General features: G+C 58.2%; 16 protein-coding genes. 7 read left to right on the top strand and 9 right to left on the bottom strand.

The features are described from left to right. Positions 1-45 precede the first annotated feature (45 nt). Positions 46-699: an HD-GYP domain-containing protein gene (locus QZX60_RS04640; protein WP_295361873.1), complete on the bottom strand. Its 654-nt coding sequence runs from the start codon at positions 697-699 to the stop codon at positions 46-48. Between the two features lie 168 nt (positions 700-867). On the opposite strand from QZX60_RS04640, the gene ybaK reads away from it, so the two are divergent. Beyond that, complete coding sequence (ybaK, locus tag QZX60_RS04635) at positions 868-1,365, top strand: Cys-tRNA(Pro) deacylase (protein ID WP_295361871.1); 498 nt, start codon at positions 868-870, stop codon at positions 1,363-1,365. Between the two features lie 31 nt (positions 1,366-1,396). Next, positions 1,397-1,573 (top strand): hypothetical protein, encoded by a 177-nt coding sequence (locus tag QZX60_RS04630; protein WP_295361869.1) that lies wholly within the window; start codon positions 1,397-1,399, stop codon positions 1,571-1,573. Positions 1,574-1,632: 59 nt separating this feature from the next. Here QZX60_RS04630 and metA read toward each other — a convergent pair whose 3' ends face one another. Next, positions 1,633-2,592, bottom strand: coding sequence for a homoserine O-succinyltransferase (gene metA / locus QZX60_RS04625; protein WP_295361866.1), 960 nt, complete (start codon positions 2,590-2,592; stop codon positions 1,633-1,635). Positions 2,593-2,749: 157 nt separating this feature from the next. Here metA and QZX60_RS04620 point away from each other — a divergent pair, with 157 nt between their 5' ends. Next, entirely contained in the window at positions 2,750-3,445 is a 696-nt protein-coding gene (locus QZX60_RS04620; RefSeq protein ID WP_295361865.1) for a lysozyme family protein, read from the top strand. A 74-nt stretch (positions 3,446-3,519) separates the two neighbouring features. On the opposite strand, the gene ftsH is transcribed toward QZX60_RS04620, so the two are convergent. Beyond that, complete coding sequence (gene ftsH / locus QZX60_RS04615; protein WP_295361863.1) at positions 3,520-5,394, bottom strand: ATP-dependent zinc metalloprotease FtsH; 1,875 nt, start codon at positions 5,392-5,394, stop codon at positions 3,520-3,522. 179 nt (positions 5,395-5,573) lie between these two features. Here ftsH and larC point away from each other — a divergent pair, with 179 nt between their 5' ends. Together larC and QZX60_RS04605 are read left to right on the top strand one after the other, a co-directional pair. Continuing rightward, positions 5,574-6,908, top strand: coding sequence for a nickel pincer cofactor biosynthesis protein LarC (gene larC, locus QZX60_RS04610; RefSeq protein WP_295361861.1), 1,335 nt, complete (start codon positions 5,574-5,576; stop codon positions 6,906-6,908). Beyond that, positions 6,905-7,672 carry a metallophosphoesterase gene (locus QZX60_RS04605; protein ID WP_295361858.1) on the top strand — a complete coding sequence of 256 codons (768 nt, stop codon included), beginning with the start codon at positions 6,905-6,907 and terminating at the stop codon, positions 7,670-7,672. Before larC ends, QZX60_RS04605 begins: the two co-directional genes overlap by 4 nt. Positions 7,673-7,744: 72 nt before the next feature. On the opposite strand, the gene QZX60_RS04600 is transcribed toward QZX60_RS04605, so the two are convergent. Next, complete coding sequence (locus QZX60_RS04600) at positions 7,745-8,092, bottom strand: metalloregulator ArsR/SmtB family transcription factor (RefSeq protein ID WP_295361857.1); 348 nt, start codon at positions 8,090-8,092, stop codon at positions 7,745-7,747. Between the two features lie 141 nt (positions 8,093-8,233). On the opposite strand from QZX60_RS04600, the gene QZX60_RS04595 reads away from it, so the two are divergent. Then, positions 8,234-8,437: a hypothetical protein gene (locus tag QZX60_RS04595; RefSeq protein ID WP_295361856.1), complete on the top strand. Its 204-nt coding sequence runs from the start codon at positions 8,234-8,236 to the stop codon at positions 8,435-8,437. Between the two features lie 13 nt (positions 8,438-8,450). Here QZX60_RS04595 and QZX60_RS04590 read toward each other — a convergent pair whose 3' ends face one another. From QZX60_RS04590 to QZX60_RS04570, 5 genes are read right to left on the bottom strand one after another with little or no spacing between them, the layout of a single operon-like run. Further along, a complete protein-coding gene (locus QZX60_RS04590) occupies positions 8,451-9,014 on the bottom strand; it encodes a 4'-phosphopantetheinyl transferase superfamily protein (RefSeq protein ID WP_295361854.1) in 564 nt (187 codons plus the stop codon). Positions 9,015-9,035: 21 nt separating this feature from the next. After that, on the bottom strand, positions 9,036-9,359 hold the full coding sequence (locus QZX60_RS04585; RefSeq protein ID WP_295361852.1) for a thioredoxin family protein: 324 nt from the start codon (positions 9,357-9,359) through the stop codon (positions 9,036-9,038). After that, positions 9,356-10,318: a 3'-5' exoribonuclease YhaM family protein gene (locus tag QZX60_RS04580; RefSeq protein ID WP_295361850.1), complete on the bottom strand. Its 963-nt coding sequence runs from the start codon at positions 10,316-10,318 to the stop codon at positions 9,356-9,358. The genes QZX60_RS04585 and QZX60_RS04580 overlap by 4 nt, the downstream gene beginning before the upstream one ends. Before the next feature lie 19 nt (positions 10,319-10,337). Then, the gene (locus QZX60_RS04575) at positions 10,338-10,739 is read right to left on the bottom strand and encodes a secondary thiamine-phosphate synthase enzyme YjbQ (RefSeq protein WP_295361848.1); all 402 of its coding nucleotides are present in this window, start codon (positions 10,737-10,739) and stop codon (positions 10,338-10,340) included. After that, positions 10,736-11,737 carry an NYN domain-containing protein gene (locus QZX60_RS04570; RefSeq protein WP_295361847.1) on the bottom strand — a complete coding sequence of 334 codons (1,002 nt, stop codon included), beginning with the start codon at positions 11,735-11,737 and terminating at the stop codon, positions 10,736-10,738. The genes QZX60_RS04575 and QZX60_RS04570 overlap by 4 nt, the downstream gene beginning before the upstream one ends. Before the next feature lie 158 nt (positions 11,738-11,895). On the opposite strand from QZX60_RS04570, the gene QZX60_RS04565 reads away from it, so the two are divergent. Further along, positions 11,896-12,588, top strand: a complete 693-nt coding sequence (locus QZX60_RS04565) for a ferredoxin--NADP reductase (protein WP_295361846.1) — start codon at positions 11,896-11,898, stop codon at positions 12,586-12,588. The last annotated feature ends 54 nt before the right edge of the window (positions 12,589-12,642 follow it).

Below are 12,642 nucleotides of genomic sequence, written 5' to 3'. Positions count from 1 at the left end.
TATAACAAAAAAGACAGCAGGGTTGGTGCTGTCTGTGCAAAACCGTTAAAAACTGAAGTGATGGGATTCGATGATGTCCAGCTGGTGGACCAGCTGCTTTTCCATGAGCTCCTCGGTCGTGCCTTTAACGAAAATCTCGACAATGTCCGGGTCAAAAAACGTCCCGGAATAACGCTTCAGCGCGTCGAGGCTTTCCTTGATGGTGCGCTGGTACATCAGGCCGCCGGCGTTTTCCCTGAGCCGCGTGTAGACATTGGCCACCGCGCACACCCGAGCCAGCAGCGGAATGTCGCAGCCTGACAGGCCGTCGGGGTAGCCGCTTCCATCGAAGCATTCGTGATGGTAGAGCACGATTTCCTCGGCCGCGGTGCAGAACATCCGCGCGTCGGGCTCGATATCGGCGATCTGCTGAAACACGCCCGTCCCGTAATCGACATGGGCCATCATCAAAAGATCCTGATCCTTCGTGTACAGCGTGTGTCCTTCTGTCAGATCCGGATCGAGAAAGGCCTTGCCGATGTCGTGGTAGTCAAAGGGAGACAGGTGGTGCCACATCAGCTTAGGCTCTAAGTCCTCCCTGCCCATCAGCCTGAGAATGACGCGCATGTACTGCCCCGTCGCCATGTTGTGATAGGCCTCTCTGCGGGGCAGCCGCATCATCACTTTTTTCAACATGAGCTCGCCCTTTGATGCCGTCATGCGGGTTCCCCCTTTCTTTTTATTTCTATTCCTTATGTGTGCCTTATGTAGGCATCTCTTGACTATATTATATTATACAATACCGGCTCTAAAACCGACGTAGAAAATTTTACACAATATGAATAAATCTGTGATATAATGGCCATCAAAAATGACGAGGAGGCAAAAATGGCAAAGAAAAAGCACAAAAAAGACCCACAAAAAACCAATGTCATGCGGATCCTCGAACAGGCGCATCTGACCTACGATCCCAAATACTACGACACGTCGGACGGCCAGCTCGACGGGGTGTCCGTGGCTGAAAAAATGGGCGAAAACCCGGACGAAGTCTTCAAGACGCTGGTCTGCCGCGGGCATTCCGGCGACTTCAAGGTGTTCGTCGTGCCCGTCGCCGAGGAGCTGGACCTGAAAAAGGCCGCCCGGGCCGCCGGCGAAAAATCCGTCGAAATGATCCACCAGAAAGAGCTTCTGCCCAACACCGGCTACATCCACGGGGGCTGTTCACCAGTCGGCATGAAGAAGCTTTACGCCACGGTGATCGACGCGTCCGCCGAAGCGCTGGACCGCATCTACGTGTCCGGCGGCAAAATCGGCACCCAGGTCGGCGTCAACCCGAAGGCGCTGGCTGAATTCATCGGCGCGGCCTTCGCCGACATTACCCGCTGATCCCCTCAATTCTGTCAATAAAGGAGATTCCATGAGCAAACCTTCCCTTTCCTCCGGCCGTCCCCACACCGACGCGTATTACAGCACGCTGGACGCGATCATCCGGGACATCAACCACAAACTGCCCGACGAAGACATTCACGACGGCGAAACCCTCGAGCGGCTCCTCGACGACGTGCTGATGCACTTCAAGTACGAGAGCTTTTAACCGCCGATTCGCACCCATTAAAAAACGCATTCCCGAAGCATTTTCGAGAATGCGTTTTTTTATTTCTGCTCGTCGTCGCAGAGGGTGTAGCTGTCCGCCTCGATCGGCGGGATTTGGGTCAAATCGTAAGGGGTTTCCTGGTACATGAAGTTCAGCCAGTTGGTGTAGAGGCAATTGGACGTCGCGCGCCACAGCAGCATCGGCTCCTTCGTCGGATCGTCGTCGGGGTAGTAGTTCACTGGCAGGTCCGGGTGTTCCCCGCGGGACACGTCCCGCTTGTACTCGGCGTCCAGCTCCATTCGGTCGTATTCCGAATGCCCGGTGATGAAAATCTGCCGGGACGAGTAGGCGAGGATCACCGTCGGCCCGACCTCGTCACCCTCGGCACAGACGTAGAGCTCCGGATTGTCGGCCACGGCCTTTTCGTCGATGCCGGTGTAGCGGGAATGGGGCATGTAAAAATAGTCGTCCATGCCGCGCATCAGCATCTTCTTCCGGTGCACCACCCGGTGGCGGTAGACCCCCGAGAGCTTCTTCGGCAGCATGTATTTGTTGATCCCATGGTGGTAGTACAGCCCAGCCTGGGCCCCCCAGCACAAATGCATCGTCGTGAACACGTGGGTCTTGGACCATTCGAAGATGGCTTCCATTTCCGGCCAGTATTGGACCTCTTCAAAATCCATTTTTTCAATCGGGGCCCCGGTGATGATCAGCCCGTCGAAATACTGATCCTTCAAATCCGAAAAGGTTTCGTAGAATTTATTGAGATGGGAGGCCTTCGTGTGCTTCGCTTCCCAGGTTTCGGTCTTCATCAGCGTGATCTGCGTCTGGATCGGAAAGTTGGACAGCACCCGCAGCAGGTCCAGCTCGGTTGCTTCCTTCAGCGGCATCAGATTCAGGATACAGATGCTTAAGGGCCGAATCTCCTGGGTGTGCGCCCGGCGTTCGTCCATCACAAAAATGTTTTCCCCTTCGAGAATCTTTTTCGCCGGCAAATCATTTTGAACTAAAATCGGCAAATGCGCTCCCTCCTTTTCTTGTATTTTTCGCCGTTTGCGTCATGTCTTTATCCTACCACAAATTTAAAGGCGGTGGCGATTATTTTAAGTTTAAGCATTCACGATTAGAATAAGAATCGTTCCGGGACAGCTCGGAATCCAGAATGAGAGGTTCAATTTGAAATTATTTCAGCCGAAACAAAAAACAAAACGCAAACGAAAGCCGCTGACGAAGCGGGGCCGGCGCATCCGCGCCGGACTCATCGTCCTCGCGGTGATCGTCGGGCTTGTGGCCTTCTGGCAGTTCGGCTCGCTGGAATACATCCTCGACAACAGCGCCCTTCAGGGCAAGCGCACCACGCGCCACGTCCGCCAGTACCGCGCGACGATCCATAAATTCACGACGCGCAGCGGCATCGCCGATTTCGACCCGGTCATCGAGGCGATCATGATGCAGGAAACCAAGGGCTACGGCACCGACCCGATGCAGGCCAGCGAGTCGCCGATGAACACCTATTACAGCAACGCCCCCAACGCCATCCAGGACCCGAAATACTCGATCAAGGTCGGCGTCGAGCACTTTGCCGACTGCCTGAAGGCGGCGGACTGCTCCTCCCCGTCCCAGCGGTCGAAGCTGAAGCTGGCCCTCCAGGGTTACAACTTCGGCAACAACTACATCCAATGGGCGCAGAAAAATTACGGCGGCTACTCTGAGGCCAACGCCAAAATCTTCAGCGCGCGGATGAAAGCCAAGCTCGGGTGGAACGCCTACGGCGACCCGGCCTACGCCAAGAAGGTCATGGCCTATTACGACTACAACCGCACGGCGGCCTCCGCTAAATTTTTCCAAAAAATAGAGGACCTCGGCTTGTAAAAGCTGAGATCCTCTATTTTTTTATTTGTTTATTTTCTAAATTCTTCTAAATTCTTCTAAATTCTTGACCGCGTTTATTCCGCAGGCGAGGCGAGGCCGGCTTCGTCGGTGAGCTCCCCTTCGTTTTGGTATTTCGCGAGGAAGTTCATGAATTCGTCGCCGGTGATGGTTTCCTTGTCGTACAAATACATCGCCAGCTCGTCGAGGACCTTGCGGTTGGCCTGGAGCAGGTCGACGGCCTTCTTGTGGGACGCCTTGACCAGATCGACGACCTTTTCGTCGATGACCTTCTGGGTATCCGCCGAGCAGGCCAGCGAGGTGTCGCCGCCGAGGTAGGCGTTTTCGACGGTTTCCAGTGCCACCATGTCGAAGGTGTCGCTCATCCCGTAGCGGGTGATCATCGCCCGGGCCATCCGGGTCGCCTGTTCGATGTCGTTGGAGGCGCCGGTCGAAACCGAGCCGATGGCCACTTCTTCCGCGGCGCGCCCGCCGGTGAGGGTGACGATCTTTTCGGTGAGCTCTTCCTTGGACATCAGGTTCTTTTCCCCTTCTTCCACCTGCATGGTGTAGCCGAGAGCCCCCGAAGTTCTCGGGATGATCGTGATTTTCTGAACCGGTGCCGACTGGGTCTGGAGCGCCGCCACCAGGGCGTGGCCCGTTTCGTGGTAGGCGACGATCTTCTTTTCCTTCGGCGAGAGGATCGCGTTCTTCTTCTGGTAGCCGGCGATAACCACTTCGACGCTTTCTTCAAGGTCGGCCTGGTTCACCGCCTGGCGGTGTCCGCGGACTGCGCGCAGCGCCGCTTCGTTGATGATGTTGGCCAGCTCTGCCCCGGAGGCGCCGACGGCCATCCGCGCGATGGCGTTGTAGTCGATGCCCGGCATCGTGCGGATCTTCTTCGCGTGGACCTGGAGAATGGCTTCCCGGCCCTTGAGGTCCGGCAGGTTGACCGGCACGCGGCGGTCGAAACGGCCCGGACGGGTCAGCGCCGGATCCAGGGATTCCGGACGGTTCGTCGCCGCCAGAATGACGACGCCGTTGTTTTCTTCGAAGCCGTCCATTTCGGTGAGCAGCTGGTTCAGAGTCTGTTCCCGTTCGTCGTTGGAGCCGGAGAACTTGCCGCCGGCACGCTTCTGGCCGATGGCGTCAATTTCGTCGATAAAGACGATACACGGCGCCTTTTCCTTGGCCTGGCGGAACAGGTCGCGGACCTTCGAGGCCCCCATCCCGACGAACATTTCGACGAATTCCGACCCGGAGATCGAGAAGAACGGGACGTTGGCTTCGCCGGCGACCGCCTTGGCGAGCATCGTTTTCCCGGTGCCCGGAGGGCCCACGAGGAGCACGCCCTTGGGCATCGTCGCGCCGATGGCCGCGTATTTCTTCGAATTGTGCAGGTAGTCGACGATTTCGGACAGGTTTTCCTTGGCTTCGTCTTCGCCGGCCACGTCGGAGAAGTGAATCCCCGCTTCAGACGGCACGTAGACCTTGGCGTTGCTCTTGCCGAGGCCGAAGCTCATCGAATTGGAGCCGCCGCCCATCTGGTTGATCATTCGGCGGTTGAGCCAGCGGCCCAGCAGGATGAAGATCACGATCGGCACGACCCAGTTGAGCAAGAAGGACACGATCGGGTTGCTGGTCGAGCTGACGTTCTGTCTGAAGTTGGCGCCGGCCTTGTAGAGCCGTTCCGTCAACTGCGGATCGTCCACCTTGGTGGTCTTATAGGTCTGGGTCTTGTCCTTATTGGTGAAAATAATCTGTTGATCTTGAATTTCGACATCGCCGATGTTTTTCTTCTCTGTCATCGACATGAATGTATTGTAATTGACAGTCTTCGTCTGCCGCTGATTGAGCAGCGGCGCTGCCAGCACGTTGAACGCGATGATCGCGATCAGCACGAGCAGGTAGTAGAAGATCATCGGGCGTCTGGGTGATTTGACCTCTTTCATTTGATACCCCTTTTTTTCCTTTCTTGATGTTGAACTGTGTTTTGTCGTATTGACGCGCCTATTATAGCAATTCCCATCTTGGGTTATGCTTAAAAAAGGTAAACAAGTTGCGCCATTTTCCACCAATTGATAAAATTATTACAGTACAAACGATATCTATTACGAAAAGAGGGACATTTATGGCGAAACAGCTTTACTTTGAATGCAGCTCCGGCATTTCCGGAGACATGACCGTCGGCGCGATGCTCGATCTCGGCGCCGACCGCGCCGTGCTGATGCAGGCGCTGGACAGCCTGCCGCTTTCCGGCTACACCATCGAAATCGGCCGCCGAGCCGTCTCCGGCATCGACGCCTGCGATTTCGACGTGGTGCTCGACGCGCCGCTGGACAATCACGATCACGATATGGCCTATCTCTACGGCAGCGGTCATCACGACCACGGCCATCATCATCATGATCATGACCACGATCACAGCCATGACCACGGCGATCACGATCACCATCACGGCCACGTGCACCGCACCCTGGCTGAGGTCAAACAGATTCTGGCCGGCGGCACCATGACCGACGGCGCCCGGGCGCTGGCTGAAACCATCTTCGACCACCTGGCCGCGGCCGAAGCCAAGGCCCACGGCTCCGACATCGACCACGTCCACTTTCACGAAGTCGGCGCCGTCGATTCCATCGTCGACATCACCGCGGCGGCGGTCTGCTTCGACAATTTGAAGACCCAGCTCGGCTTTACCGACGTCGTCATCCCATTCATCAACGAGGGCGGCGGCCACGTGCGCTGCGCCCACGGCCGGATGCCGGTGCCGGTGCCGGCGGTGGTCAACCTCGCCGAAGCCCACGGCCTGCCGCTGCGCCTGGCCGGACTCCAGGGCGAACGCATCACCCCGACGGGTGCGGCCATCGCCGCCACGGTGATGACGACCAAGACCCTGCCCCAGCCCTTCACGATCCTGAAAACCGGGGTCGGCGCCGGCAAGCGCGCCTACACCGACGCGGCCAATCTCCTGCGCCTCTTCCTGATCGAACCGGAAGGCGGTGCCCGCCCTTTTGATTCGGCCTCCGATGCGCAACACGTCGTCCAGCTCGAAGCCAACCTCGACGACTGCACCGGAGAGATTCTCGGCCGAATCGTCACGAAGCTGATAAACGCCGGCGCCCTCGACGCCACGGTCACGCCGGTGGTCATGAAGAAGAACCGCCCGGGGGCGGTGCTCACCGTGCTCTGCCGACAGACAGATCAGCCGCCCCTTGAAGCGCTGATTTTCGCCGAAACGACGACCATCGGCATCCGGTCCTTCCCGGTGTCCCGCTCGGTGCTCCCCCGCACCATCGAAACCGTCGACACGCCCTGGGGCTTGGCGAAGGTCAAGGTGACGACCCGCGGCGGCAAACGCCGGGGCGTCCCGGAATTTGACACGGTGGACCAGCTGGCTCAGGCCGCCGGCGTGCCCTTCCCCGACGCCTACGCCGCGGTGCTGTCGGCCTGGCAGGCACAGTCATGAGCGGCGCCTACAGCCGGGTCTTCATCACCGGCGACATTCACGGCTCCATCGACATCCAGAAAATCGAGCTGCTGATCGACCAGCAGGGCGGCGCCCTGTCCGCCGACCCGGGCAAAAAGCTGATGCTCGTCTGCGGCGATTTCGGCGCGGTATTCGAGACCAAGCCCGACGACTGGGAGCGCTCGGTCCGGGCGATGTACCGGGCCCTCTACGAGCAGTACGGCCTGCAGTTCGCGACCTGCCTCGGCAACCACGAAAATTACGACCGCATCTACCACGAGCTGGGCACATTCGACTGGTGCGGCGACAAGGTCTACACGATGGACGGGCGGCACGGGCCCCTCTACCTGCAGAACGGCGGCTACTACACGATTCCCGCTTCCCAGGGGGATTTCACGGTGCTGGCCATGGGCGGCGCGCCCAGCGCGGACCGCAAGACGCGGCTTCCCGGCAAGAGCTGGTGGCCCGAGGAGATCCCCGACAAGGCGATGCTGAAGCGGGCCCTGAGCAATCTGGACGCCCACGACCGCCACGCCGACTACATCGTCACCCACACCCTGCCCTACAAGCTGCAGAAGGCCATTTTCGTCAAGCCCTTCTCGCCCCGGGGCGTCCGCAAACCGACCGTCGCGAAGATGCTCCAGAAAATCGCCGACCGGGCCACCTGGCGTCAGTGGTTCGCCGGCCACCACCACAAGGACCTGACCCTGAAGCCTTACAAAACGACCCTGTTGTACAACACGATTCTAGAGCTCAAGGTCTAAATCATTGCCAACAAAAAAGAGCGGCGCTTCTCTCAAGCCTAAAAAAATTTGAGAGAAAGCGGTCCGCTCTTTTTAGTTTCTCGGAATCTTGCCCTCGGCCATACGGTGGCTGATATGCTGGAGGGCTTCCTGGAAGATGTCGAGGACGTGCTTGTCGTCGAGGGAGTAGTAGATGTTGCGGCCGTCCCGGCGGGTGCGCACCTGGCCGTTGTCCCGGAGGATACGCAGCTGGTGGGACACCGAGGACTGGCTCATACCCAGGATGTCGACCAAATCGGTCACGCACCGCTCCTGCTGGGACAGGGCGTACAAAATTCTCAGCCGGGTTTCGTCCCCGAGCACCTTGTAGAATTTCGCCATTTCCCGAACGTAGACCTCCGCCATCTGCGCCGTTTCGCCTGTTTGGGTCTTGTCTGTCATGTAATCACCTGATTGTTCTTAAATTTTTATGTGTTTTTACGTGTGTTTTCTGTTTTGTTCTGTACATTTTCCTGTTTTTTGGGTACAATAAAGAAATGCTAAAGGTTTATACCGAATCACCCGATGTAAAGGAGACGCTGAATGAAACTGAAGATCGTGATTATCGTACTCGTCGCAGTGATGCTGATCTCCGGATGTTTTCTGGCCTGGTCGCTGGGCAGCCACAACCCGTCCGCTTACACAACCGATTCCAATAATCCCGTCGCTCAGTTCGAATGGTTCACCCATTCTGTGAACCACAGCGGCAATGTGCAGCACCAGCAACGCACCGTCATCGAAAAATAATTGGACCCTTTATTTAATCCCGGATCAATGTGATCCGGGGTTTTTCTTTATATTGGCCGCAGAGCCACGCCGCGTACCGCCGGCTGTCGAAGCCGGGAATCGCGAACAGGGCGAGGTCGTCGGGCAGGTCCGGGCCGGAGGGCCGTTCGCCGTCGATCTGGATCTCGACCATCGGCAGATTGAAGCCGCGGCCGGTCCACTTCATCACGGCCTCCCGCTTGGCCCACGCCTCGGCGAAGACGCGGCTGCGCCGCCGAATCGGCATCTGCTCCAGAGCGGCCGCCTCAACGTCGCCAAACATCCGTCTGGCCACACTGAGGACCCGTCTATCGGTGCGGACCCGCTCGAGGTCGACGCCGATGGGCCGGTCCGCAAAGGCGCAGATCACCCAATCCCCGGAGTCGGCGCCGTTGAAATACAGCGGCGCGCCGCCGGTCTGGGCGATTTCCGGCTTGCCAAATTGTCCAATTTCAATGGGCGCGCTGCACTTGTACACGGTCTCCAGCAGGTAGGCCGCGTAAGCCCGCACGCCGTGACGCATGCGTTTTCTTTCTGTCCTGTATACTTGAATGTCCATTTTTGTTTTACGCTTTTTTCTTCACGCTCCGTGACACACCGCCCGTCCCGGGCAGCCGGCACAGCCGCCCGCCGCACAGCCGCAGCTGCGGGGCAGCGCGTCAAAATCAATCCACTGCCGCCATTCTTCCGCGCTCGGGTGACGCCCGGCGCATTTCACCTCGCCGTCGATGACCAGCGCCGGCACTGCCTCAACCGTCAGCCCCTCGGGGACACTCAGCGCGTCCCAGCGGGCGACGTCGATGCCGGCCCTGCCGAGGCGCTCGAGCAGCAGCGTCAGCCGGGCCTCTTCAATTGGATCAAGCGCTTCGTCTAAGGCGTCGATCCAGACGATAGTCCGGATCATGCCTTGGCGTCCGGCCGGTGGTACACCTGGATGCCTTCGAGGCCCCAGACCTTTTCAGAGAAGCCGCCGGGTTTGGTGTTGGCCTGAATCTTTTCCATCGTGTTCATCCGGGCGTCGATGACGTCCAGATAGTGCAGCATTTCCGCTTCGGCGAACATCGGCTTCGTCGGCGAGCCGAATTCGGGTTCGTAGTGGTGGGACAGCACCATGTGCTTGAGCTGGAGCACCAGCTCGGGATCGGTGCCGAGCTTCTTGCCATATTCGTCGATGGCGACGACGCCGGTGATGATGTGGCCGAGCAGTTTGCCCTCTTTAGAGTAATCCGACACCGACCCGTTCGCATCCGAAAGCATCTCGACGGATTTCCCGAGGTCGTGGAGCATGACGCCGGCGTAGAGCAGCTCGGCGTCGAGGAAGGGGTAGAGCGGCGCCAGAGCCTTGGCGTCCCGGAGCATCGACCAGGTGTGGTAGAGCAGCCCGCCCTTGTAGGCGTGGTGCATCCGCTTGGCCGCCGGGAAGTACATCAGCGCGTCCCGCTTGTCCTGGATCATCGTCCCGACCAGCAGCTTCATGTCCTTGTTTTGAAAGCTGTTGATCGTGTCGATCAAGTCGTTGTACATCCCCTGGATGTCGGCCGGGGCGGATTCGACAAAGTCGTTGATGTCGACGTCGTCCCCTTCGTTGGTCAGCCGCATCCGGTTGACGATGATCTGCAAATTGTTGTTGTATTCCTGAACCTTGGCCTTGACCTTGACCAAATTGCCTTCGGTAAACTCGTCCTCGTCGACGGGCTTGACGTCCCACATTTTGGCGTTCATGCCGTTGAAGTCGCGGTCGGTCAGCGTCATGTTGAAGTAGCGGCTCCCGTTGGCCGAGGTTTTAACGGTTTGGGATTTGATGAACAAATACCCCAGCAGGCTGTCGCCCTTTTTCACTTTAGATAAATCGATATTCTGCATAGTCTCTCTTTCTAATCAATCAGCCTTCGATGACCTTGATCCAGACCTGTCGGGTCCGCGGGCCGTCGAATTCCGTGAAGTACACGTCCTGCCACGTGCCCAGCACCAGCGCGCCGTCTTCGACGAGAATCGTCTGGGAGACGCCGAACAGCGACGATTTGAGGTGGGCCGCCGAGTTGCCTTCCAGATGGCGGTAGCCGTCCTCCCAGGGCACGATTTTGTTTATTTCCCGGGAAATATCCAGGCACACGTTGGGGTCGGTGTTTTCGTTGACCGTCACCGCCGCGGTGGTGTGGGGAATCCAGACGACGGCGATCCCGTCGGTCACGCCCGAGTCTCTGACGGCCTCAGCGACGGTGTTGGTGATGTCGAGCATCTGGGTGTGGGCCGTCGTGCGGACGGTTTTCTTTACGATTTTCATTTTTTATCTCCTCTCGCTTTGCGGATGACCGCCCGGCTGCCGTGGCTGTCGTCGACGATGTCGACGGGGCGGATGTGCTGGACGAATTTCGAGAATTTGGAATAGCCCTTGTCCTTCCAGCTGAATCCCGGGAAGTTGGTATGGACGAGGTTGCCGAGGTAGCCCAGCTCGATGCCGTTTCGGCCGGCGCTCTTCACCTTCCCGACGATGTAGGCCGTCACCTGACGCTCTGAGACGCCCCCTTCGGCGAGGGCGACGGTCTGGGAGCGGCCGGTCTTGTTCACGGTGAACCGGCTGGATTCCTCTAAAAATTTAGACAGCAGCGAGTAGCCGTAGTCCCGGACGTCGAAATCCGGGTATTTGTTGTTGAGCCGGCTGCCCACCTCGCCGAGGCCGGTGGCCTTGCCCTTATTGGCGTTCTCGGTGATGATGTTGGCGATGGTGTTCTCGACGGCCTTCCGCGCGGTGTGGGGCTCGGCCTTGTCGGCGCTGTGGCCCGACCTCGCCGCCGGCTCGTCGATTTCCTGTTCGTAGGTGTCCAGGATGTTTTCGAGGCTGATGAATTTGGTGCAGGCGTTTCTAAAGGAGCGGGGGGTTTTGTCCTCGCCCATGCCGATGACCCGCATTCCCGATTCCCGGAGGCGGCTGGCCAGCCGGGTGAAGTCGGAATCGCTGGACACGATGCAGAACCCGTCGACCATACCGCCGTACAGGATGTCCATCGCGTCGATGATCAGGGCGGAGTCGGTGGCGTTCTTCCCGGTGACGTTGGCGAACTGCTGAATCGGCGTGATGGATTTGGAGAGGAGCTCGTCGCGCCATTTGGCCGCGCCCGGGCTCGTCCAGTCGCCGTAGATCCGCTTGTAGGTCGCGACACCGTAATTGGCCATTTCGTTCAAAATGCCTTCGATGTATTTGGCTGAAATGTTGTCGCCGTCGATGAGGATCGCGAAGCGCAGATCCTCGGCGCCCATTTCTTCGTAATGCCTGATGTCCATGGGTCTCCTTTCTGTTTTTTCTTTTTAGTCATGGTTTTTCTGAATTTTAAAGATGTTTCTATTTTACCATATCTTTTTAAATTTTCCGCAATTTCTGTTATAGCTGTTTATTAAGGATTCTTTTTTATAATGAGATCAAAAAACAGGAGGGTTTTACGATGAAACTTTATCCAGCTGCGATTTCGCAAATTGTGAAGGAAACCTCAGACACCTACAGTTTTATCCTCGAGATTCCGGACGGCTACACCTGGACGGCGGGCCAGCACGCGCTGTGGCGCTTTCAGGATTACACCGTTAGTCCCGACGAAAAGCCCGGACGGGTGTTCACGATCGCGTCCGCGCCGACAGACGGCTTTTTGATGTTCACGACGCGCATCGCTGAACCCCATTCCGACTTCAAGGATATTCTGCTCAACCGCGTCAAGCCCGGGGACGTGATGCTCGTCGCCAATCCCCTTGGCAGCTACACCTTCCACGACACGACAGACCGCGCCCTGGTCATCGCCGGGGGCATCGGCATCACGCCGATCCGCTCCCTCTTGAAAGACATGGCTGCCCGCCATGACACGTCCAAAAAAGTGACGGTGCTCTACTCCGACGACCGCGGCGAATTCGCCTACGGCCCGTTCTGGGACGAAGTCCGAAGCACGCTGCCCAACGTTGACCTGCAGCTGATCTCGAACCGGGACGATTTCACCGGCGGGGTCGACACCTACGCGAAGGCCAACGGCAGCGACGCCGAATACCTGATCGCCGGCTCGCCGGGCATGAACAAGGCCTTTGCCGACACGCTGACGGGCCTCGGTGTCGCGGCGGACCGCATCGTCACCGACGATTTCAGAGGGTATTGATACCGGCCAACAGCACAGGGATGAGGGGGCAGCCGCCCCCTCGTTTGCGTTTAT

The sequence above is a fragment of the uncultured Pseudoramibacter sp. genome (assembly GCF_903789625.1).
GTDB classification, from domain to species: Bacteria; Bacillota; Clostridia; order Eubacteriales; family Eubacteriaceae; genus Pseudoramibacter; species Pseudoramibacter fermentans.
Note: the sequence above shows the minus strand (reverse complement) of the source record. Positions and strands in the feature narration are given on the sequence as shown.